Origin of the sequence: Terrabacter lapilli (assembly GCF_039531305.1) — a bacterium.
Taxonomy (GTDB): domain Bacteria; phylum Actinomycetota; class Actinomycetes; order Actinomycetales; family Dermatophilaceae; genus Terrabacter; species Terrabacter lapilli.
Genome location: NZ_BAAAPU010000003.1, coordinates 870,885 through 890,937 on the forward strand (window position 1 = coordinate 870,885; position 20,053 = coordinate 890,937).

At 72.0% G+C, this 20,053-nt stretch carries 19 protein-coding genes and 1 riboswitch; of the genes, 4 read left to right on the forward strand and 15 right to left on the reverse strand.

Annotated elements, in window-relative coordinates; genetic code table 11:
• Positions 1–44 precede the first annotated feature (44 nt).
• Positions 45–1,526, reverse strand: a complete 1,482-nt coding sequence (locus tag ABD241_RS05430; protein ID WP_344059200.1) for a leucyl aminopeptidase — start codon at positions 1,524–1,526, stop codon at positions 45–47.
• 150 nt (positions 1,527–1,676) lie between these two features.
• On the opposite strand from ABD241_RS05430, the gene gcvT reads away from it, so the two are divergent.
• A complete protein-coding gene (gene gcvT, locus ABD241_RS05435; RefSeq protein ID WP_344059202.1) occupies positions 1,677–2,795 on the forward strand; it encodes a glycine cleavage system aminomethyltransferase GcvT in 1,119 nt (372 codons plus the stop codon).
• A gap of 53 nt (positions 2,796–2,848) precedes the next feature.
• Here gcvT and ABD241_RS05440 read toward each other — a convergent pair whose 3' ends face one another.
• The 6 genes from ABD241_RS05440 to ABD241_RS05465 are packed head-to-tail and all read right to left on the reverse strand — an operon-like array spanning position 2,849 to position 8,640.
• On the reverse strand, positions 2,849–3,658 hold the full coding sequence (locus ABD241_RS05440; RefSeq protein WP_344059204.1) for an adenosylcobinamide-GDP ribazoletransferase: 810 nt from the start codon (positions 3,656–3,658) through the stop codon (positions 2,849–2,851).
• Positions 3,651–4,298 (reverse strand): bifunctional adenosylcobinamide kinase/adenosylcobinamide-phosphate guanylyltransferase, encoded by a 648-nt coding sequence (locus ABD241_RS05445; RefSeq protein ID WP_344059206.1) that lies wholly within the window; start codon positions 4,296–4,298, stop codon positions 3,651–3,653. Before ABD241_RS05445 ends, ABD241_RS05440 begins: the two co-directional genes overlap by 8 nt.
• Positions 4,295–5,188: an ECF transporter S component gene (locus ABD241_RS05450; RefSeq protein ID WP_344059209.1), complete on the reverse strand. Its 894-nt coding sequence runs from the start codon at positions 5,186–5,188 to the stop codon at positions 4,295–4,297. The genes ABD241_RS05445 and ABD241_RS05450 overlap by 4 nt, the downstream gene beginning before the upstream one ends.
• Complete coding sequence (locus ABD241_RS05455) at positions 5,185–6,807, reverse strand: ABC transporter ATP-binding protein (protein WP_344059211.1); 1,623 nt, start codon at positions 6,805–6,807, stop codon at positions 5,185–5,187. Before ABD241_RS05455 ends, ABD241_RS05450 begins: the two co-directional genes overlap by 4 nt.
• Positions 6,804–7,883, reverse strand: a complete 1,080-nt coding sequence (locus ABD241_RS05460; protein ID WP_344059213.1) for an energy-coupling factor transporter transmembrane component T — start codon at positions 7,881–7,883, stop codon at positions 6,804–6,806. Before ABD241_RS05460 ends, ABD241_RS05455 begins: the two co-directional genes overlap by 4 nt.
• A 16-nt stretch (positions 7,884–7,899) precedes the next feature.
• The gene (locus tag ABD241_RS05465; RefSeq protein ID WP_344059215.1) at positions 7,900–8,640 is read right to left on the reverse strand and encodes an SCO2322 family protein; all 741 of its coding nucleotides are present in this window, start codon (positions 8,638–8,640) and stop codon (positions 7,900–7,902) included.
• Positions 8,641–8,731: 91 nt separating this feature from the next.
• A riboswitch (cobalamin riboswitch) is annotated at positions 8,732–8,889 on the reverse strand.
• A gap of 27 nt (positions 8,890–8,916) precedes the next feature.
• Between ABD241_RS05465 and ABD241_RS05470 the strand changes: the two genes are divergently transcribed.
• The gene (locus tag ABD241_RS05470; RefSeq protein WP_344059217.1) at positions 8,917–9,132 is read left to right on the forward strand and encodes a hypothetical protein; all 216 of its coding nucleotides are present in this window, start codon (positions 8,917–8,919) and stop codon (positions 9,130–9,132) included.
• Entirely contained in the window at positions 9,129–10,505 is a 1,377-nt protein-coding gene (locus tag ABD241_RS05475; protein WP_344059219.1) for a serine hydrolase domain-containing protein, read from the forward strand. The genes ABD241_RS05470 and ABD241_RS05475 overlap by 4 nt, the downstream gene beginning before the upstream one ends.
• Positions 10,506–10,600: 95 nt before the next feature.
• Here ABD241_RS05475 and ABD241_RS05480 read toward each other — a convergent pair whose 3' ends face one another.
• The 6 genes from ABD241_RS05480 to ABD241_RS05505 all read right to left on the reverse strand — a co-directional run bounded on the left by ABD241_RS05480 (position 10,601) and on the right by ABD241_RS05505 (position 16,111).
• Positions 10,601–11,179, reverse strand: coding sequence for a DUF3043 domain-containing protein (locus ABD241_RS05480; protein WP_344059221.1), 579 nt, complete (start codon positions 11,177–11,179; stop codon positions 10,601–10,603).
• A 99-nt stretch (positions 11,180–11,278) separates the two neighbouring features.
• Positions 11,279–11,878, reverse strand: coding sequence for a plastocyanin/azurin family copper-binding protein (locus ABD241_RS05485; RefSeq protein ID WP_344059223.1), 600 nt, complete (start codon positions 11,876–11,878; stop codon positions 11,279–11,281).
• Positions 11,879–11,947: 69 nt separating this feature from the next.
• A complete protein-coding gene (locus ABD241_RS05490) occupies positions 11,948–13,384 on the reverse strand; it encodes an ABC transporter permease subunit (protein ID WP_344059225.1) in 1,437 nt (478 codons plus the stop codon).
• 59 nt (positions 13,385–13,443) lie between these two features.
• Complete coding sequence (locus tag ABD241_RS05495) at positions 13,444–14,262, reverse strand: ABC transporter permease (protein WP_344059227.1); 819 nt, start codon at positions 14,260–14,262, stop codon at positions 13,444–13,446.
• Positions 14,259–15,266, reverse strand: coding sequence for an ABC transporter ATP-binding protein (locus ABD241_RS05500; protein ID WP_344059229.1), 1,008 nt, complete (start codon positions 15,264–15,266; stop codon positions 14,259–14,261). The genes ABD241_RS05495 and ABD241_RS05500 overlap by 4 nt, the downstream gene beginning before the upstream one ends.
• A 278-nt stretch (positions 15,267–15,544) precedes the next feature.
• The gene (locus ABD241_RS05505; protein ID WP_344059232.1) at positions 15,545–16,111 is read right to left on the reverse strand and encodes a protein-L-isoaspartate O-methyltransferase family protein; all 567 of its coding nucleotides are present in this window, start codon (positions 16,109–16,111) and stop codon (positions 15,545–15,547) included.
• A gap of 91 nt (positions 16,112–16,202) precedes the next feature.
• Between ABD241_RS05505 and ABD241_RS05510 the strand changes: the two genes are divergently transcribed.
• Entirely contained in the window at positions 16,203–17,573 is a 1,371-nt protein-coding gene (locus ABD241_RS05510; RefSeq protein WP_344059234.1) for a dipeptidase, read from the forward strand.
• Positions 17,574–17,656: 83 nt separating this feature from the next.
• Here ABD241_RS05510 and ABD241_RS05515 read toward each other — a convergent pair whose 3' ends face one another.
• Positions 17,657–19,177, reverse strand: coding sequence for an amino acid permease (locus ABD241_RS05515; RefSeq protein ID WP_344059236.1), 1,521 nt, complete (start codon positions 19,175–19,177; stop codon positions 17,657–17,659).
• Between the two features lie 87 nt (positions 19,178–19,264).
• A complete protein-coding gene (locus tag ABD241_RS05520) occupies positions 19,265–20,026 on the reverse strand; it encodes a metallophosphoesterase family protein (protein ID WP_344059238.1) in 762 nt (253 codons plus the stop codon).
• Positions 20,027–20,053 lie beyond the last annotated feature (27 nt).

Here is a 20,053-nt window from a genome sequence, read left to right on the forward strand (position 1 = left end):
TGGCCCCAGGCGTGGCAGCCAGGCGTGGGACCCAGGCGTAGGTCTCAGGCGTAGGACTCGGCGAGCCCCACGAGGGTGCGCACACCGAAGCCGGTGCCGCCCTTGGGCCAGTAGCCTGTCGGCGCCTTGTCGTTGAAGGCCGGACCCGCGATGTCGAGGTGACTCCACGGGATGCCCTCGCCGACGAACTCGCTGAGGAAGATGCCGGCCGTCAGCATGCCGCCCTCGGCGCCGCCCTTGTGGGCGATGTCGGCGTTGATCGACTCGAGGGTCGGCCGCAGCTCCTTGGGCAGCGGCATCGGCCACATCGCCTCACCGACCGTGGAGGCGGCCTCGAGCACCCGCGTGCGGAAGGCGTCGTCGTTGCCCATGACGGCAGCGGTGTTGGCGAGCGCCACGACCTGCGCTCCGGTCAGCGTGGCGACGTCGACGATGGCGTCGGGCGACGACTCGGAGGCCAGGGCGATGCAGTCGCCGAGGACCATGCGACCCTCGGCGTCGGTGTTGAGGACCTCGACCGTCTTGCCGCCGCGCATCGTGACCACGTCGCTCGGGCGCTGCGCCGTCGCGCTCGGCATGTTCTCGGCCAGGCCGAGGTAGCCGGTGACGGCGATGGGCAGGCCGAGCTCGGCGATGGCGAGGACGGCGCCGGCGACGGCCGCCGCACCGGCCATGTCGCACTTCATCGTGAGCATGCCGTTGGCGGGCTTGATGCACAGGCCGCCCGAGTCGAAGGTGATCCCCTTGCCCACGAAGGCGATCGAGGCCTTCGGGCGCGAGGGGGCGTAGCTGAGGACGGCGATCCGCGGCTCGTTGGCCGATCCCTGGCCGACGCCCACCGTGCCGCCGAAGCCGCCGGCGCGCAGCGCCTTCATGTCGTAGGACTTGAGCTTGACCTTCGTGCCCTTGACCCGGGCGGTGAGCGACTCGACGAACGTCTCGGGGTAGAGCAGGTTCGGGGGCAGGTTGACGAGGTCGCGGGTGTAGGCGACGGCCTCGCCGATGGCGGCGGCCCGCTTGACCGCCTTGCGCGAGGCCGAGTCGGCAGGACCGACGAGGGTGACGGTCTCGACCGCGTCGGTGCTCGTCGTGCCTGCCTTGGAGACGGCGTACGCCCCGAGCGCCGCACCGTCCGCCACGGCCGAGACGAGCTCGACCGAGGTGCCGGGCACCACGACGGCGACCTTCTTCTTCTTGCTCAGCGAGCGGATCGCCGCGCCGATGCCCTTGCGGACGTTCTCGAGGCCCGAGGGGTCGGTCGCCAGCTCGCCCACACCGGCCAGCACGACGAGCCGGGCAGCCACGTCGGGCACCGCCGCCAGGGTCGTCACCTCGCCGATCTTGCCGGCCAGCTCGAGGTCGGCGATGACGGACGTCAGGTGCGAGAGCGCCTTGCGCGGCAGGTCGTGACCGGGCGCCAGGGCGGCGGTGCCGCCACCGGTCGGGTCGGCGGCGACGACCGCCACGACGAGTGCGTCGGCGGCAGTGTCCGCAGCCGAGCGGTTGGAGATGGTGAGGTTGGCCACGAAGGACTCCTTGGGTGTCAGGTGCTTCCGGGCGCACGTCGCAGCGCGTCCGCAGTGCGGGTGGTGCGGGGTGGTGCGGGGTGGCGCGGGTGCCGGCGTTCGATACTAACGAGCGCGAACGGCATACCCGGTGGCGGTAGGTTGACGGCCATGACGACAGCGACGTCGGGGACGACCTCCCCGCTGACCTCACCTCTGCACGACCGCCACGTCGCCCTCGGCGCCAAGATGGCCGACTTCGGCGGCTGGGACATGCCGATCGAGTACCCCGGCGGGGGCGTCGTCGCCGAGCACACGGCCGTGCGTGAGCGGGTGGGCGTCTTCGACGTCAGCCACCTCGGCAAGGCGTCGGTGACGGGCCCGGGCGCGGCCGACTTCGTCAACTCCTGCTTCACCAACGACGTGCGCCGCATCCAGCCCGGCTCGGCGCAGTACACCCTCTGCTGCGACGAGTCCGGCGGCGTGGTCGACGACCTCATCGTCTACCTCAAGTCCGACGACGACGTCTTCCTCATCCCGAACGCTGCCAACACGGCCGAGGTCGTGCGCCGGCTGCAGGAGGCAGCGCCGGAGGGGATCACGGTCACCAACCTGCACCGAGACTACGGCGTCATCGCCGTCCAGGGCCGTCGGAGCGACGAGGTGCTGCAGTCGCTCGGCCTGCCGACGGGTCACGACTACATGTCCTTCGTGGAGGCGGACTGGCAGGGGCGGCCGGTCATCGTGTGCCGCACCGGCTACACCGGCGAGCGCGGCTACGAACTGGTGCCGCGGTGGGACGACGCCCCGGCGCTCTGGGACGCCCTCCTCGAGGCGATGGCGCCCTTCGACGGCAAGCCGTGCGGCCTCGGTGCCCGCGACACCCTTCGCACCGAGATGGGCTACCCGCTCCACGGCCAGGACCTCTCGCTGCAGATCTCGCCCGTGCAGGCGCGCGCCGGCTGGGCCGTCGGCTGGAAGAAGGACACCTTCTGGGGCAAGGCTGCCCTCGAGTCCGAGCGCGCCAACCCGACGCGCCTCATGCGCGGCCTGCTCGTGACCGGCCGGGGCATCCCGCGTGCCCACTGCACGGTGTCCTTCGAGGGCGCCGCGGCCGGCGAGGTCACCTCGGGCACCTTCTCGCCGACGCTCAAGCAGGGCATCGCCCTGGCGCTGCTCGCCCCCGAGATCGCCGACGGGGAGACCGTCCAGGTCGACGTGCGCGGTCGCGCGCTGGAGGCCACGGTCGTCAAGCCGCCGTTCGTGCAGGTGCAGGTCCGCCAGCCCTGAGCGGTGTGTCGCCCCGGCGTTCCCGATGGCGCCGGGGCGGCTGACGCCCGCCCTCAGACGTGGGGCAGGGCGATCGTCGACGCGACCAGGGCGGCAGCGAGGGAGACCTCGATCGCCGCACCGATGACGTCGCCGGTGATCCCGCCCAGCCGGCGCACGGCATGTCGACGCGTTGCCAGTGCCGCCCCAAGCGCCACGAGCACGACCGCCGCCGGGTAGGCCGTCGCCGGCAGCCAGGTGACACCGCTGCCGTCGCCCGTCAGCCGGTGCGCCAGCAGCCCGAGCGCGGCGGCGAGCGCCGGCACGACGACAGCCACGGAGGCGAGAGCCGCTCGGCTGACCGTCCCGGCGACGCCCTGACCGAGACCTTGGGCACGAGCGGGTGGTATGCCGTCCCGCGCGCAGACGGCGCACGCGAGACGGCTCGCGGCGAGCGCCACGACGGCCAGCGCGGTCCCCGCGGGGTCACCGAGCAGCACTGTGAGACAGGCGGCGTCGAGGAGCAGGACGAGGACCAGGGCCGCAGCGCCGGCCGGTCCGGTGTTCCCTCGGCGCATGACGTCCAGGGACCGGTCGCGGTCGTGGCCGGACGTGAGGCCGTCGGCCAGGTCGGCAAGGCCGTCGAGGTGCAGGGCCCGGGACACCAGAGCGGTGACGAGCAAGGCGACGACGGCACCCACTCCAGCGGGGACCAGTTCGACGGCCACGGCGGCCGCGACGGCGCACCAGGCCAGCGCGGCCGGCAGGGTCGTGGCCGGTGCGAGGAGCATCGCCAGGCCGGCGACACGTCGCTCGACCCGCTGCGGGTGGCGGACCGGTAGCGCCGTGAACGTGCCGACGGCCAGACGCCAGGCCTCACGCATCCGGCGTCCGAGGGCCGGGGTCCCGTGGGACGACGGGCGCGTCGTCGAGGTCGAGGACGCGGCCGGCGACGACGAGATGCACGTGCCGGGCCACGGCGGAGACGCGGGCGTTGAGGCGCCCGAGCTCGTCCTGGAAGAGCCGACCGGACGCGGTCAGGGGCACCAGTGACCAGCCGACCTCGTTGGTGACGACCACGACCGGGACCGTTGCGCGGCAGAGCGACTCGACCAAGCGGTCGGACTCCTGGCGCGCCGCCGCGGCGGCGGTCTCGAGGTCGTCCCAGCCGGTGGCGTCGACGACAGCCGTGAGCCACGTGCCCAGGCAGTCGACGAGGACAGGCCCCTTCGCTGCGGCGAGGACGCCTGCCACGTCGGTGGTCTCGAGGGTCCGCCAGGACGAAGGGCGGCGTTCCCGATGGCCCTCGACCCGGCGTCGCCACTCCGCGTCGCCGACGTCGGCCGGGAGCGGTGAGACGGGGTCGTCGACGGAGGGCCCGGTGGCCACGTACGTGACGTCGGAATGGTGGGAGAGGAGGTCCTCGGCGTGCCGGCTCTTGCCGCTGCGCACGGGTCCGGTCACGAGCGTCGTCGTCGCCGCCAGGGAGCCTCCGGTGGCCTGGTGCTCCGGCTCGTCGCTCATCGGCGGCCTCGCGGCACGGAGGACGCCGCAGTGCTGTCGGGGGTGCGCCCGCGGGTGCCCTCGGGGCTGCCGGGCGTGGTCTCGGGGGCGGCGGGCCCGAACACGACCGGCACGCCGAAGGCCGCGCGCCGGGCCCCGCGGCGGAACACCCGCAGCAGCGCCGGACCGGCGAGCAGGACGAGCAGGGCGTTCAGGAATCCCCGCGGCAGGTCCCAACCGAGCGAGGTCGCGAGGTAGAACACGGCGTAGTGGGCGAGGTTCTCCGAGAGCGGGGCGCCGGGCACGAAGCTCATCCCCTCCGGTCCGCCGGCGCCGACGAAGGGCCAGAACCACAGGTTCATGAAGATCCCGAAGGCGAGGCCCGTCACGAGGGCGTAGCCGGCGATCACCCAACGCTCGGCCCGGCTGCCCGGCCGGACCGGCAGCAGCCCGGCCCCGAGACCGATGCCTCCGGCGCAGATCATCTGGAAGGGCAGCCAGGGGCCCACGCCGCCGGTGAGCAGGGCGCCCGTCGTGACGGCCAGGGCCCCTGCGACGAAGCCGACCCCCGGGCCGAGCACGCAGCCGGCGACGATGACGATGAAGAACATCGGCTCGAGGCCGGCGGTGCCGGCGCTCAGCAGCCGCAGCCCGCCGCCCGCGGCGGCGGCCACCCCGAGGACGGCGATGGTCTTGGGCTCGAGGCGGCCGGCCGTGACCTCGGCCAGGCACACGATCGCGAGCAGGCCGAGCAGGACGGCGAAGAGCCACGGTGCGTCGTTGCCGTGGTCGCGGGCGACCTCGCCGCTGACGAAGAACGGCCAGGTGAAGGCGACGAGACCCACCAGGCCCACGACGGCCACCGACACGACGGCCGGCCACCGCAGCGGGATGACGCGCCGCGCGGTCACGCGATCCTCTCCAGCGCTCCGGCCACCTCGGCGACGGTGAGCCACGTCTGGGGGAGGAGCACCTTCGTCACCTGTGGCGCGAAGGCCGGGGACGAGGCGAGGACCTCGCGTGCCGGGCCGTCGGTCACCACCTCACCGTCGGCAAGGATGACGACCCGGTCGGCGACCTCGGCGGCCAGCTCGACGTCGTGGGTGGCCAGGACGACCGTCGTGCCGTCCTGCGCGAGGGCGACGAGCAGCTCGCCGAGCCGCTTCTTGGCGCCGTAGTCGAGGCCGCGGGTCGGCTCGTCGAGCAGGAGCACCTCGGGGGAGCCGGCCAGGATGACGGCCAGGGCCAGCTCCAGGCGCTGTCCCTCCGAGAGGTCACGCGGGTGTGTGGCTGCAGGGATGCCCCCGGAGATGCGGTCGAGCAACGTCCTGGCGGTTCCGGGTGCGGCCCCGAAGTCTGCGTCGGCGGCGGCGCACTCGGCGCCCACCGAGTCGGTGTAGAGGAGCAGCTCCGGGTGCTGCGGCACCAGTCCCACCCGGTGGACCCGCTGGCGGGCAGGCGTGGCGTGCGGGTCCACGCGGTCGCTCCCGACGCGCACGTTGCCGCCCGCGAGCGGGAGCTGGGCGGTGATGGCGCCGAGGAGAGTCGACTTGCCGGCCCCGTTGCGGCCCATCAGCGTGGTGACCGAGCCGCGGGCGACCGTCAGGTCGAGTCCCTCGACCACCACGCGGCCGCCTCGCGACACCCGGATGCCCGAGATGCTGACCGCGTCGTCGGGTCCGATGGCCCGTCCGCCGGCCACGGCGCCGGGGGCGGTGGCGCCCAGCGCCTCTCGCAGGCCCGCGGCCCGTCGCCGGGCGTCGCGGATCGACAGGGGTGTCGGCGACCACCCCACGAGCCGCGAGAGGCCCACGACCGGCGGGTAGATCTGCGAGCTCAGCATGGCGTCCGACGGGTCGAGCAGGTCGGAGACGTGTCCGTCGTCGATGAGCAGGACGCGGTCGGCGTGGTGCACGACGCGCTCGAGGCGGTGCTCGGCGAGCACGACCGTGACGCCCAGGTCGTGGACGATGCGGTGCAGTGACGCGAGCACCTCCTCCGCGGCGACGGGGTCCAGGGCGGAGGTGGGCTCGTCGAGGACGAGCACCCGAGGCCCGGCGGCGAACAGCGCCGCGATGGCGACGCGCTGCTGCTGGCCTCCCGACAGCGCGCGCAGCGACCGTGCCCGCAAGGGCGTCAGGCCGAAGAGGTCGAGGGTCTCCTCGACGCGTCGGCGGATCGTCGTGGGGTCCAGGCCCATCGTCTCCATGCCGTACGCGACCTCGTCCTCGACGACGTCCGTGACGAAGGTGGACGAGGGGTTCTGCTCGACCAGGCCCACGACGGTGGCGAGGTCGCGGGGACGGTGCTCGGCGGTGTCGAGGCCGTCGACGAGGACTCGACCGCTGAGGGTGCCCCCGCTGAAGTGGGGCACCAGGCCGTTGATCGTGCGCAGCAGCGTCGACTTGCCGCTCCCGGTCGGGCCCACGACGAGGACGAGCTCGCCCTCGGGGATCTCGAGGCTGACGTCGTGGAGGCTGGCTGCCGGGGCGTCGGCATACTGCACCGAGACGTGCTCGAAGGTGATCATGCGGTGGTCTCCCGGGGACGCGGCGTGACCCAGGCGGGCACGGCCGCAAGGGCGATGGCGAGAACGGCGACCAGGGGCACCACGGGCAGCTCGGCGCGCTGGGCCGGGGTCACTCCCGCCCAGCCTCGCGCGGAGGCCACGAGGAGGACGGCGGCCGGCACGGCGCCGGTGACGACGGTGACGGTCTCGGTCCAGGTCCAGCGGTCGCGCCGGTGCCGCGAGCGCGGGTCGCGCGAGGCCCCGACGACGAGGCTGGCCGCCGCGAGGAGGGCCCCGAGGACGAGGACGGGCAGCCCGAGCACACCACCGGCCGACGCGTCGAGCAGGCCGTAGAGCCCGGCGAGCACGCCGACGAGGCCGGCCAGCGCCAAGCTGGTGGCGGCGCGCCGGCTCGTCGGGGTCGAGGTCACCGCTCGGCCGTAGCCACGCGACTCCATGGACGCCGCCAGGCCGAGGGAGCGCTCGAACGCCGTCTCGAGCACCGGCACCGCCAGCCGCGCCATCTCGCGCAGTCCCCGGCTGTCCCGCCCGCGCAGCGTGCGCGCGGCGCGGACGTCCCGGGCGTCGCTGAGCAGCTGGGGAGCGAACGTCAGGCCGACGACGACCGCGGTGCCGACGTCGTAAAGGGTCGCGGGTAGGTAGCGCAGCAGCCGTCGAGGGCTCGCGAGCGCGTTGGCGGCGCCGAGGCACGCGAGGACTGCAGCGAGGCGCAGGGCGTCGTAGGCGGCATACAGCAGCGACTCGAGCGTCACCGGGCCGCCGAGGCGGATGCCCGCGGCCCACCCCGGTAGCGGCACGCTGGGCAGGGTCACGACCACCGTGGTGCCGGCGACGCCGTTGCCGAGCACGGCCGTGACGACCACGCGGAAGGCCACCACGACGGCGCCGATGGCGAGGAAGGCGGGCAGCGGGTTGGGTGTGGCCGTGTCCCGGCGCTCACTGACCACGAGGACGCACACGCCGATCACGAGGAGCAGCAGCAGCGGGTTGGTGGTGCGGGAGGCCGCCGTGGCAAGGCCCAGCCCCCACAGCCACCAGGCTGCGGGGTGCTGGAGCCTCGCACGGAGCTGGCGCACGCCCGGCGTCGCCCCCTCAGGCGTTCCGGCGGGCGCGCGAGCGCACCAGCAGGTAGCCGACGAGGGCGAGCAGGAGCAGACCGACGATGACGTAGGCCGCCACGTTGGCCCCTGACGTCGAGGACGTCGCCGACGTGGAGGACGACGCGATGTCGGAGGCACCGGGCGTGGCTGACGGGGTGGAGGCGCTGGCCGCCGGGCCGGCGATGGAGATGGGCTGGTCCTTGGCCTTCGCCTCGGGGCTGACCTCCTTGACCGCGCCACCGCAGTCGGTGGCCGGGTAGCCGGCGATCGCGCAGACCAGGCCCTTCTCGGCCCGCACCTCGCCCGCCGTCGCGAGCACGGCCGAGCTGGTCGCGTCGGTGGGCACGACGGCACACGAGGCCTTGGGCTGGGGCGGGGTGGCGCCGTCGGCCGCGTCGGCCGGACGGCCGAAGTCGAGGACGAGGCCGACGCGCTTCTTGCCGGCCTGGGCCGGCGTCGCGCCGCACAGCTGGTCGAAGGTCAGGACCGCACGCGGGAAGCGCGTCGAGGACTCGTCGGCGACGGCGAAGCGCCAGCCCTCGACGGTGCCGTCCTTGGGGACCGTCTGGTCCGGGCCTTTCTGGGCGAAGGCCCAGGTCGTGCCGGTGAGCTGGAAGAAGCCCCAGTAGCGGTAGGCGGCGGCCTGGGCCGGCGCGAGCGTCAGGGCCGAGAGACAGGCCGCGACGACGGCGGCGAGCAGCACCCGGATGGGGGCACGACGAACGGTGGACATGGTTCCCTCCTCGCGGTCGGACACCATGTCGGGTCGCTGGCTGGAGCCGGCCCGGCGGGGTGACTCCGGTCCGCATTCCACGACAGACTGACAAAGGAGCCGTTCGGACGCGGGTTTTCCGGCTTGCCACTCGAGACGACCGGCGTCTCGGGAGGAGTAACGGTTGCGGGTCAGCGCCGGATTCTCACCGGCTTGCCCCATCGTCCTTCGGTTAAGGCGAACCGTCGCACGCGCGCCCGCCGCGCGTCAAACGCGCCGCCAACTAGGGTGGCGGGCATGAGTGCTGACTGGTCCTGGCTCTTCCTCGACGCCCACGGGAACCCGATGCAGGGGGAGGGACTCGCGACTGCGGGCTTCCCCACCCAGAGCGATGCCGAGAGCTACCTCGGCGAGTCCTGGCGTGAGCTGCTCGCGGCCGGGGTCGAGGCGGTCACCCTGCGCCAGAACGACTCCGTCGTCTACGGCCCGATGAGCCTGCGGGCGGCGGAGTGAGCGGCGGGCCGGGTCCCAGCACCGCAGGAGACCAGGAGGGCCTGTCGGCGGGGCTGGCGCGGGACCTCCTCGGCCGCGTCGTCGCCGCGCAGCGCTCGTGGCGCGCCCCCGGCGTGAGCGTCGGGGTCGTCCGGGACGGCCGCCTCGTCTGGTCCGCGCACGTCGGCTCGGCGCGCCTGGCGCCGGCGGCGGTGCCTGCCGACGACGACACCCAGTTCATGATCGGCTCGGTCACGAAGACGTTCACCGCGCTGGCGGTCATGTCGCTGCGCGACGAGGGCCTGCTCTCGCTCGACGACACCCTCGAGACGTACCTGCCGGGCACCACGCACGCACGAGTCCCGCTGCGCCAGATGCTGGCGCACGCCTCCGGCCTGCAGCGCGAGCCGGTGGGCAACATCTGGGAGAGCCTGGCCGCGCCGGAGCGCGAGGAGTTCCTCGCCGGTGTCGAGAAGGCCGAGCAGGTGCTCCCGCCGCACCACGCCTTCCACTACTCCAACCTCGCGTACGGCCTGCTCGGCGAGGTCGTCAAGCGCGTCACGGGCAAGGACTGGGAGCAGGTCGTGCGCGAGCGGGTGCTCACGCCGCTCGGCATGACCCGGACCGGTCTGACGCCGGCCGAGGACCGGGCCCTCGGCTACCAAGTAGACCCCTACGCCGGGACCGCCCGCGAGGAGCCGCTCTTCGCGCTCGGCGCGACGGCACCGTTCGGTGGGCTGTGGTCGACTGTGGCCGACCTCGGCCGTTACGCCGCCTACGTCGCTGCGCCCGACGACCGGGTGGTCCGTCCCGAGACCGTCGAGGAGATGTGCAGGCCGATCATCATGACCGACGTCGACGGGTGGAGCGGCGCCTACGGCCTCGGCTTCGGCATGGGCCGCCGCGGCGACCGGGTCTACGTCGGTCACGGCGGGGCCATGCCGGGCTTCCTGACCGGGCTGCGGGTGCGCCGCAAGGAGGGCGTCGGTGCCGTCGTCCTCGCCAACGCCACTTCGGGGGCCCTCACGCTCAAGCTCGCCACCGACCTCGTGGAGGCGGTCCTCGGCGCCGAGCCGTCCCTGGCTGCGCCGTGGGTCCCGGAGGCTCCGCAGCCCGAGCTCACGGAGCTGCTCGGCCTGTGGTGGTCCGAGGGGTCGCCCATCACGTTCTACGTTCGCGACGGGCAGCTGTGGTCACGTCTGTCCGAGGACGACCCACTGTCCGAGACGCGGTACGCAGCCGAGGGCGCCGACCGGTTCCGTGCCGTCGAGGGGCGCGAGCGCGGGGAGCTTCTCGAGGTCGTGCGGGACGCGGACGGGTCGGTGGACAAGCTGTACTTCGCCACGTATGCCGTCACGCGGGCGCCGCTCGCCTTCGCCGACCTGCAGGCCTGAGCAGGGAGAAGCCTGGCCGGGGCAGTGGGCGGCCCACTGGCCGGCCAGGCTGGTCCGGGCCGGTCGGAGGACCGGCCCGGGTGTCGGGCGGTCGGTCAGGCCGGGTGCTCGCCGCGGGCGACCTGCGGCTTCGGCATCCGCGTGCGGCGCATCTGGAAGGCGCGCATGATCGCGTACCACGCGTCGCCGCGCTCGGCCGAGCCGAACTTGTCCTCGACCTTGCGTCGCGTGCGTCGCCACATCAGGAGGGCGTCGCCGATGGCCACGAGGATGAGGCCGTAGACCATCACGAAGACGAGCAGCAGCGCCCAGCTCTGCCGGACGAAGCTGAGCAGCAGCACGATGAGCATGACGGGGAGCATGAACTCGCCGATGTTCCAGCGGGAGTCGACCGAGTCGCGGATGAACCGGCGACGCGGGCCCTTGTCGCGCTCCGGCAGGTACTTCTCGTTGCCGGTCATCATGCCGGCGCGCTGCTTGGCCATCGCCTCACGTCGAGCCGCCTTGTCCTGCGCGCTCGCTGCCTTGCGGTCGGTGACGATGAGCGGACGCTTGTTGAGGGCCTCCTGCTCGCGCCGCTTCGGCGTGGGCCGGTTCTTCGCGCCCGGGCGGGCCGGGTCCGCCGGCGCCGTGGGGGCGAGCTCGTCGTTGAGGGTCTTCTTGCGTCCGAACACCCGGCCAGTCTAAGGGGACGCGGGACCACCTCAGACCGAGCACCGGCGAAGGTGGCGGTAGGGGAGACGTCCCCGACCGTGACCCCGTCGGCTCCCCGCCTACTTGATGACGAGCGTGCCCTTCTCGCCCGCCGCGTAGTGCCCGGGGAAGGTGCACAGGTAGGTGTAGGTGCCCGGTGCGGCGGTGAAGGTGACCGTGTTGCTCTGGTTTCCCTCGATCAGCTGGGTGTGCGCGACGATGTGCGGGTCGTCCACGTTCAGCCAGTCCTTGTCGTCACCGGCCGCTTGGCCACTGGCGACCACGGCGGCTTCCTGGCCGGCCTTGACGAGGACCCAGTTGTGACCGACCTCGTCCTTGGGGTCGGTGTGGTTGACGAACTTCAGCTTGATCTTGTGGCCCGCGGGCTCCGTTATGGTCGTCTTGTCGTAGTGGAACTCCTTGGCTCCCGTGGCCGAGCCGACCTCGAGCGTGATCGTTCCGGCGGTGGCCGCCGGGGCGGCACCCGGGTTCTGCGTCGCCGTCCCGACCTCGCCGGGGGCGGCCGGACCGGTCGACGAGGCGGCCGCCGATGCGTCCCCGGGGGGCGCGGTCTGCTGTGCGGTGCCGCTGCACGCAGCCAGCAGGAGGCTGCAGGCGGCGATGCCCGTCATCAGGGGGAGACGCCGTCGCGTCAGGATCGAACAGCGTGCAGTGGCCATGTGGACCTTCCTCTCCTCGTCTGCAGGTGGTCGCGAAGGGTGGCCTCGAGGGTGTCCGGGCGGCGACCGTCACATGTCGTCCGGAGGCGCCGTGCTGTCCGCCCGTCGGCGGCGCACTATCGGCACGACGGCGATCAGCATCAGAGCGACCGGGGTCGCGATGGCCACGGGAAGTACCCCGCCCGGGTTCGCCTTCTCGAAGGCCCTGACGGTGAGGTGAATGCCCGAGCTGGAGACCGGTTGGGATGTCGCGTTCCGTCCACTTGGCTGGGGCAGGACCGTCATGTAGACCATGTAGTCGCCCTCCAGGATCGCCTCCACCGTCCACGACTGCTCGCTGGACTCACCGGGGGCGAGGGAGGCGACCTGCTGGGTCCGCTCCGGCGACCAGTCCTCGGGGTCGACCGGGTCGCCCTTGCCCGTCTTGACGATGTTCATCGCCACGTTGAGCGGCGCCGTCGCCGCCCCACCTGTGTTGGTCGTGACCGTGGTGAACTCGACCTCGTCACCGGCGTTGACCGTCTTGTACTGCAGGTTGACAGAGATCTGCAGCCCCTGCCCGGCTACCGTGGACGCCGCCTGTGCCCGACCGGCGGGCATGGCGACCAGCGCTGCCGCGATGCCGCCCACGAGAAGGAGGCCCGCCAGGCGCCCGGGTCTGGCAAGGGCCGACCGGGTGCCGTCCCGGTCGAGACGCAGCCGGGGGGCGGCGTACAGGAAGAGCACGGCCAGCGCACCGACGGCGGCGAAGATGGCCGCCAGCAGGTAGGGCATCTTCTCCGCGACGGTCCGGTTGTTCACGAGGACCTTCTCCAGGAACTCGCTCGAGGCCTGCAGGGGGTTGAACTGCTGGATCAGGTAGCCGAGGTCGCCCTTCTGGGCGCTGCCCGGCCACTGGGTGGGGATGAGGAAGACGAGATAGACGACCAGGCTGGCGAAGAGGCTCGCCCTGTTCGACCTGGCCCAGATGCTGAGGATCATCGCGAACCCGGTGAACGCGATGGCGAGCAGACCGCCGAGGAGTGCCCCGAGCAGGAGACCCTCCTTCACGACGTCGTTCCCCTGGGCGAGGACTACGACGTAGGGGATCGTGAGCAGGAAGGTCACCGGCCACGGGGACATCGCGGCGAGGAACTTGCCGAACACGACCTGCCGGGGGCGGGCCGGCGTCAGCAGCAGCGGCTCCAGGGTTGCTCGCTCCCGCTCACCGCTGATGCTGTCCGCTCCGATGACCAGTCCGACGAAGAGCCCGAAGGAGATGCCGCTGAGGATGGTCAGGAACGCCATCTCCACCGGCGGGATCAGGCTGAGCTCGCTCTCGAACTGCCGCAGTGCCGAGGTCACGGACATCACGAGGCTGAAGAGGATCAGCAGCAGCATCACGCGCCCGCCGGTCCACAGGTCGATGAACTCGCGCCTGAAGACCAACCACCACACCGGGGGAGCGATCCCGTGACGCTCCGCCACCTTGACCCGCTCACTGCGTCGCTCCTGTGCCACGCTCATGACAATGCCTTTCCTGGCTGGTGCCTGATGCGGTGTGCCGTCGCGAGGCGGCGGCCGTGTCACTCCGCCGCGAGACGAACGCGCCGCGCGGAGTGGAGGAAGAGGACGCCCACGATGACCGCTGTCATCACAGCAGGGGCGACGAGGTAGACCCAGGCCTGGCTCAGCGGCCTGTTCTCGTCCACCACCATGGTCAGCAGCCGGCTCGCCGACTCCAGGGGATCGATGGCCGAGACGACCACGCCACCGGATGAGTTGAGGAACTCCGTGGGGAGCTGAGCCGGGATGAGCAACCCGGCGTAGACGAGCAGGCAGATGAAGAGGCTGACCTTGCTCGAGTCGGACCAGATGCTCACCAGCATGCCGAAACCCACGAAGGCCACGGCCAGCAGGCTGCCCAGCACCGCACACCAGAAGAGGGCGGTCCACAGCACGGGGTCCCAGTGCGAGAGCGTCGCAAGGTACGGCACCGAGAGGACAAATGCAGCGGGCCAGGGGGAGAGGGCGGCCAGGAACTTGCCCAACACGATCTGCCGGGAACCGGACGGAGTGAGGAGCAGCGGCTCCAGCGTGGCGCGTTCCCGCTCGCCGCTGATGCTCTCCGCGCCGATGACCAGGCCCATGAACAGCCCGAAGGTGATGGTCGACGTGACCGCGACCACGACGGACGCCTTCATGGTGACGAGCTTCAGGTCGTTGTTCGTGGCCAGCAGGTAGGCCGTGACCGACATGAGGACCGCGTAGAGCGCGAGGAACCTCAGGACGCGTCCTCCTGCCCACATCTCCACGCACTCCTGCTTGAAGATCAGCCACCATGGGGCAGCGGTTCGACCGGACGCCATCGCGCTCCTGCCGGCCAGTGTGAGGTCCTGGCTCATCGGATGGCCTCCGCGGTCAACCTGAGGAAGACGTCCTCCAGCCGCCCACCACCGGTGTCGAAACCCAGGATGGGCACGTCCGCACGGATGAGGGTCTCGAGGAGGTTGTTCCTGACCTGCGACTCCTGCGGTCCGGATCCGTTGGAGGCCTGCAGCTTCACGTCGAGCCATCCAGGCGACTCCTCGGCGAGCGCTGCGTTCTCGATGCCGGGCAGCACCTCCAGGAGCGACTGGGTCTTGGCGAGCGACTCAGCCGGGACACGGATCCGCACGACGTGGTCGAGCTCCGGACGGGAGGCTCCGACGACCTCCGCAACGGTGCCCTTGGCGACGACCGTCCCAGCACTCAGGATCACCACCTCGTCGCAGACCCCCTCGATCTCGGACAGGAGGTGGCTGCACAGCACGACGCCCGTCCCGCGCTCCCTGGCAATCCGCTGGATCAGCCGCAACAGCTCTCGCTGCCCGCGCGGATCGAGTCCCAGCGTGGGCTCGTCCAGGAAGACCACGGCAGGATCATTCACGAGCGCCCGTGCGATGCCGAGCCGCTGACGCATGCCGTGGCTGAAGGAGCCGATGCTCGAGTCCATCCGGTTCTGCAGGCCCACGTCCTCGAGCAGGTCCGAGGCGACGCGTCGGGCCTCGGCAGCTGGTCGGCCGTAGAGCTGGGCGAAGTACGTCAGGTAGCCGTGTGCCGTCATCTGCCTGGGGAATCCCAGCCCTTCGGGCAGGACGCCGATGCGCCGACGAATCGCCACGGGATGCTCCGAGCTGATGCCGTCCACGACGAAGCGGCCGGATGACGGGCGGAGAATGGTGGTGAGGATCCGGATCGAGGTGGTCTTGCCGGCGCCGTTCGGGCCCAGGAAGCCCAGGACCTTGCCGGCGTCGAGGGAGAAAGTGAGGCCCTTGAGGGCCACTCGTTCACCGTAGGTCTTCCGCAGGTCCTCGGCGGCGAGTATCTCGGTCCGGCTGCCGGCCGCCGGTTCAGGGACGTGGTTCATCGTGCCGACCTCCTGCCACTGTTGACGGGGTGGTCGACGCCACGGATCCGGTGCGCGCGGCACGGCCCTCACAGGAGGTCTGTGCACCCGTCCTGCGCCCAGTCGTAGCAACCGCGGAGACGTCCATACAACCACCCCATTGCTGGCACCTGAGGTTCAGGGTATTCCCGAACTCGGCACAGCGAATTCGAAAGTCGGAGAGTCACTTTGGCCCGGGTTTGGGTCACTGGGAACGGGTTTGCCGGCGAATGACGGTTCACACCCCGACGCTGCGCCGGTCAGCGCAGGGGGACGAACCGGTAGGTGCCGTGCTCGGTGGTCCGGGGCCGTCCTGCCTCGAGCGCCACACGTGTCATCCGTCCCTGGACGGGGATCACGAGGACGCCGTCGGGCGTCAGCTGGTCCACGAGGGTGCGGGGCAGGACCTCTGCGCCCGCGGAGACGAGGATGCGGTCCCACGGAGCGTGTTCGGGGTCACCGAGCACGCCCGGCACCGGCTCGCGGATCGTCGCCCACGGCATACGCGTGTCGGCGAGGTTTGCGGCGCCCCACTGGGCGAGCGACGGCTCGAGCTCGAGACCGAGCACCTCCCCGGCGGGCCCGGTGAGGTACGCGAGGAGTGCGGTCGTCCAGCCCGAGCCGGACCCGATGTCGAGCACCCGGTGGCCGTGCCGGACGTCCAGCAGGCGCAGCATGTCCGACACGGTGCTCGGCTGCGAGCTGGTCTGCCCGTGTCCGATCAGGATCGGTACGTCGTCGAGGGCCCGCGAGCGGGCGCCCCGGGGCAGGAACCCCGCTCGGGGGACGGCCTCGAGGGCCTCGCGCACCCTGTCGGACCCGTCCATGCGTCGAGCCAAGCACGCCCCCACGGTCCAGGTCACCATCCGAGCGAACCGGAGCCACGCCCTGGCGCAGCGCGTCGGTAGGGTCGGGCAGGTGACTGACGACGCGCTCACCCCCGACCAGATCCAGCAGATCCGCGACCGTGTGGCAGGCCTCATGCCCCAGGTCCGGGCCGACCTCGAGCAGCTCGTGCGCATCCCGAGCGTCTCGGCGTCCTCCTTCGACCAGAGCCAGGTGGCGCGCAGCGCGGAGGCGGTCGCCGATCTGCTCCGCCGCGAGGGCCTCGACGTCGAGATCGTCGTCGAGGGCGGCCGTCCGGCTGTCATCGGGCACATCGACGGGCCCGAGGGCGCGCCCACGGTCACGCTCTATGCGCACCACGACGTACAGCCGCCCGGCGACGAGACCGACTGGGACAGTGCCCCGTTCGAGCCCGAGGAGCGCGGTGGCCGCCTCTACGGCCGCGGCGCCGCCGACGACAAGGCGGGCGTCATGGCGCACGTCGCCGCCCTGCGCGCCCACTCCGGCAACCTGCCGGTCGGTGTCACGGTCTTCGTCGAGGGCGAGGAGGAGTTCGGGTCGGCCTCGCTGCCGCAGATCCTCGAGAAGCACGGGCACCGGCTCTCGGCCGACGCCATCGTCATCGCCGACTCGGGCAACTGGGCCATCGGCGAGCCGGCGCTCACGACGACGCTGCGCGGCGGGGTGCGAGCCGTGGTCCGGGTGCAGACCCTGGACCACTCCGTGCACTCGGGGATGTACGGCGGCGCAGCACCGGACGCGGTCACGGCCCTCAACCGCCTCCTCGCCAGCCTGCACGACGACGACGGCAGCGTGGCCGTCAAGGGCCTCGACGAGGGAACGGCCGCCGACCTCGACTACGACGAGGCGCGGTTCCGCGAGGAGTCCGGGCTGCTCGACGGTGTCGACCTCATCGGCACCGGCTCGATCCTGACCCGCCTCTGGAACAAGCCGTCCATCACGACGATCGGCATGGACGTCACGTCGGTCGACAAGGCGTCGAACACGCTCGCCGCGCGCGCCGCCGCGAAGGTGTCCATGCGCCTCGCCCCGACCCAGGACCCGGGCGCGGCCTTCGAGCTGCTGAAGCAGCACCTGCTCGACCACGCGCCGTGGGGAGCCAAGGTGACCGTCGAGCTCGAGGAGCACGGCTCCGGCTTCGCAGCCGACGCCGACGGGCCGATCTACGACGAGGCGCGCGCGTCCTTCGCCGACGCCTGGGGCACCGCGCCGGTCGACATGGGCGTCGGCGGGTCCATCCCGTTCATCTCCGACTTCGTGGCCCGCTTCCCCGACGCCTCGATCATCGTGACGGGCGTCGAGGACCCCGACACGCGGGCGCACGGCGCGAACGAGTCGCTCCACCTGGGCGAGTTCGAGAAGGTCTGCGTCGCCGAGGCGGTCTTCCTCGCCCGGCTGGGAGCGCTGCGAACCGCCCACTGAGCCGACGGCATACGAACACGAGACGCCCGGGGGCCGCTCTGGCTCCCGGGCGTCGCGTATGCCGTCACGCCGCCTCGCGGGTGTCAGTGACCGCCGCGTCCCGCGCCCGTGCGGGCGGCCTCGCGCTCGTCGAGCCGGCCGAGCTCGCCGCGGTGCCGGCGCTGCACGACCACGCCCGCGGTCACGGTGACGGCGGCCAGGGCGAGGGTCCAGTAGAGCTCGAGCCTCGACGGGCCGAACGCCATCACGGCCATGACGACGACGATGAAGGCGATCGTCGCCCAGGTCAGGCCGGGGTAGAGCCACATGCGCACCGGCGGCCGGTGGCCGGCCGAGTCGGAGCGGCGTCGCTCCACCAGCTGCGACAGCGCGATGACGAGGTAGATGACGAGGGCGACCCCACCGGAGGTGAGCAGCAGGAAGTCGAACAGGCCGGTGTCGGAGAAGCCGTAGTGCAGCACCAGGCACGCCACCGCCACCGCGCTCGAGGCGAGGACCGCGCGGGAGGGCACCTTCGAGCCGCTGACCCGCGCCCAGGACGTCGGCGCATCACCGCGCACGGCCAGGGAGAACGCCATCCGCGAAGCGGTGTAGAGGGCGGAGTTCAGGCAGCTGGACACGGCGGTGAGGACGATGATGTTGACGACCGTGTAGGCGGTGTCGGGGGCGAGGCCCATGGCGGTCAGCGCCTCGCCGTAGGTGCCGATCTCGTGGCCGCCGGCTCCCTTGCCGGAGGCGAAGACCGAGTGCGGCACGAGCGAGACGACGATGAAGATCGACGCGAGGTAGAACGTGCCGATGCGCCAGATGACGCTGTTGGTCGCTCGGTGGATGCCCTGCACCGGGTCCTTGGACTCCGTGGCCGCGATCGTGACGATCTCGGTCCCCATGAACGAGAACATCGTGATGGCGATCGCCGTGATGACGGCGCTCCAGCCGTTGGGCGCGAAACCCTCGGCGGTCAGCTGGCGCAGCCCGCTCGCGCCGTTGCCGGGGAGCACGCCTGCGATGGCGAGGACGCCGACGACGATGAAGACCGCGATGGCCGCCGCCTTGATGAGCGCGAACCAGAACTCGAACTCCCCGTAGTTCTTCACCGAGGCGAGGTTGGTGGCCACGAGGACGACGAGGATGCCGGCGGCGAAGGCCCACTCGGGCACTCCGGGGAAGAACCCGTGGGCGACGCGCCCGGCGACGATGGACTCCCACGGGATGACCAGCACCCAGAACCACCAGTAGAGCCAGCCGACGGAGAATCCGGCCCAGCGGCCCAGGGCGCGGTCGGCATACGTGGAGAACGAGCCGGTGTCGGGGTTGGCGGTCGCCATCTCGCCGAGCATCCGCATGACGAGGACGACGAGCGTGCCCGCTGCGAGGTAGCTGAGCAGCACCGCCGGCCCGGCGTCCGCGATGGCGGTGGCCGAGCCCACGAAGAGGCCGGCGCCGATGACGCCCGCGATCGAGATCATCGTCAGGTGGCGGTTCTTGAGCCCCGTGGAGAGGTCGGAGCCCGTCTCGCTCGTGCCGGTGCGTGCGGTCCGTGGCGCCGCCTCGTCGGCGACGGCGCCGGCGTGGCCCGGGCCCGAGTTCGTCTCGGTGGTCATCGAGGTCCTCCGTTTCGTCAGCCCCCCGGCCCGTAGAAACTAGGGCGAAACGGCTGAAATCGCACCTCGGGCGCGACGGAGCCCCGGTCAGTCGGGCTTCTTCGCCGACCCCCGGAAGACGCCGTCGCGCAGCTCGAGCGCGTAGGCGTCGGCCTCGGGCATGCCCAGCTCGTGCGCCACCGCCACCTCGGCCTCGATGTCGTAGGGCACCCGGCGGAACGAGACCGAGAAGGGCGCCGGCTCGGCGGTGTCGAGCCGGCCCTCGAGGACGGCGTACGGTGCGGTCGGGGCGTCGAGGTGGTTGCCGACGGCTCCCGCGTTGAAGAGGGTCAGGCCCTCGTCGACCTCCAGGTACGCGCTGTGGATGTCGCCGTAGCCGACGACGTCCGGGGTGGCCCCGGGCTCCTGCCTCCCGGCCGAGAAGTCGCCGGTGAAGTCGGTGTTGGTGAACATTCCTCGGAACTGCTCGTGCGTGTGGTGGACGTGGACGCGGTGGAACTCGCTCGTCTGCGAGGCGTGGAAGAGCCGGATGCGGCGCCCGCTCATCACCAGCTCGTGGGTGCCCGGCAGCCCTGCGAGCCAGGCGATCTCGTTGTCGCCGAGCGAGTCACGGACCCACTGGCCGTGCTCCCAGGGCTGCCGTTCCTTCGCGGAGATGAAGGTGTCCCAGTTGCCGCGCACGGTGGCCTCGCACGCCTCGCGACACAGCTTGACCGCCTCGGCCCCCCGCGGGCCCTTGCCCACGACGTCGCCGAGGTTGACGACGCGCTCGATCCCGCACGCCTCGATGTCGGCGAGGACGGCGCGCAGGGCCGTGACGTTGCCGTGCACGTCGGAAATGACGGCCACGCGGTCCGGAAGGTGCGGGCTGCGACC

What these genes read in the sequence shown, in the direction of transcription:
- gcvT (WP_344059202.1), top strand. Translation starts at nt 1,677, where the DNA reads ATGACGACAGCGACGTCGGGGACGACCTCCCCGCTGACCTCACCTCTG.
- ABD241_RS05440 (WP_344059204.1), bottom strand. Translation starts at nt 3,658, where the DNA reads ATGCGTGAGGCCTGGCGTCTGGCCGTCGGCACGTTCACGGCGCTACCG.
- ABD241_RS05445 (WP_344059206.1), bottom strand. Translation starts at nt 4,298, where the DNA reads ATGAGCGACGAGCCGGAGCACCAGGCCACCGGAGGCTCCCTGGCGGCG.
- ABD241_RS05455 (WP_344059211.1), bottom strand. Translation starts at nt 6,807, where the DNA reads ATGATCACCTTCGAGCACGTCTCGGTGCAGTATGCCGACGCCCCGGCA.
- ABD241_RS05465 (WP_344059215.1), bottom strand. Translation starts at nt 8,640, where the DNA reads ATGTCCACCGTTCGTCGTGCCCCCATCCGGGTGCTGCTCGCCGCCGTC.
- ABD241_RS05470 (WP_344059217.1), top strand. Translation starts at nt 8,917, where the DNA reads ATGAGTGCTGACTGGTCCTGGCTCTTCCTCGACGCCCACGGGAACCCG.
- ABD241_RS05485 (WP_344059223.1), bottom strand. Translation starts at nt 11,878, where the DNA reads ATGGCCACTGCACGCTGTTCGATCCTGACGCGACGGCGTCTCCCCCTG.
- ABD241_RS05490 (WP_344059225.1), bottom strand. Translation starts at nt 13,384, where the DNA reads ATGAGCGTGGCACAGGAGCGACGCAGTGAGCGGGTCAAGGTGGCGGAG.
- ABD241_RS05495 (WP_344059227.1), bottom strand. Translation starts at nt 14,262, where the DNA reads ATGAGCCAGGACCTCACACTGGCCGGCAGGAGCGCGATGGCGTCCGGT.
- ABD241_RS05500 (WP_344059229.1), bottom strand. Translation starts at nt 15,266, where the DNA reads ATGAACCACGTCCCTGAACCGGCGGCCGGCAGCCGGACCGAGATACTC.
- ABD241_RS05505 (WP_344059232.1), bottom strand. Translation starts at nt 16,111, where the DNA reads ATGGACGGGTCCGACAGGGTGCGCGAGGCCCTCGAGGCCGTCCCCCGA.
- ABD241_RS05515 (WP_344059236.1), bottom strand. Translation starts at nt 19,177, where the DNA reads ATGACCACCGAGACGAACTCGGGCCCGGGCCACGCCGGCGCCGTCGCC.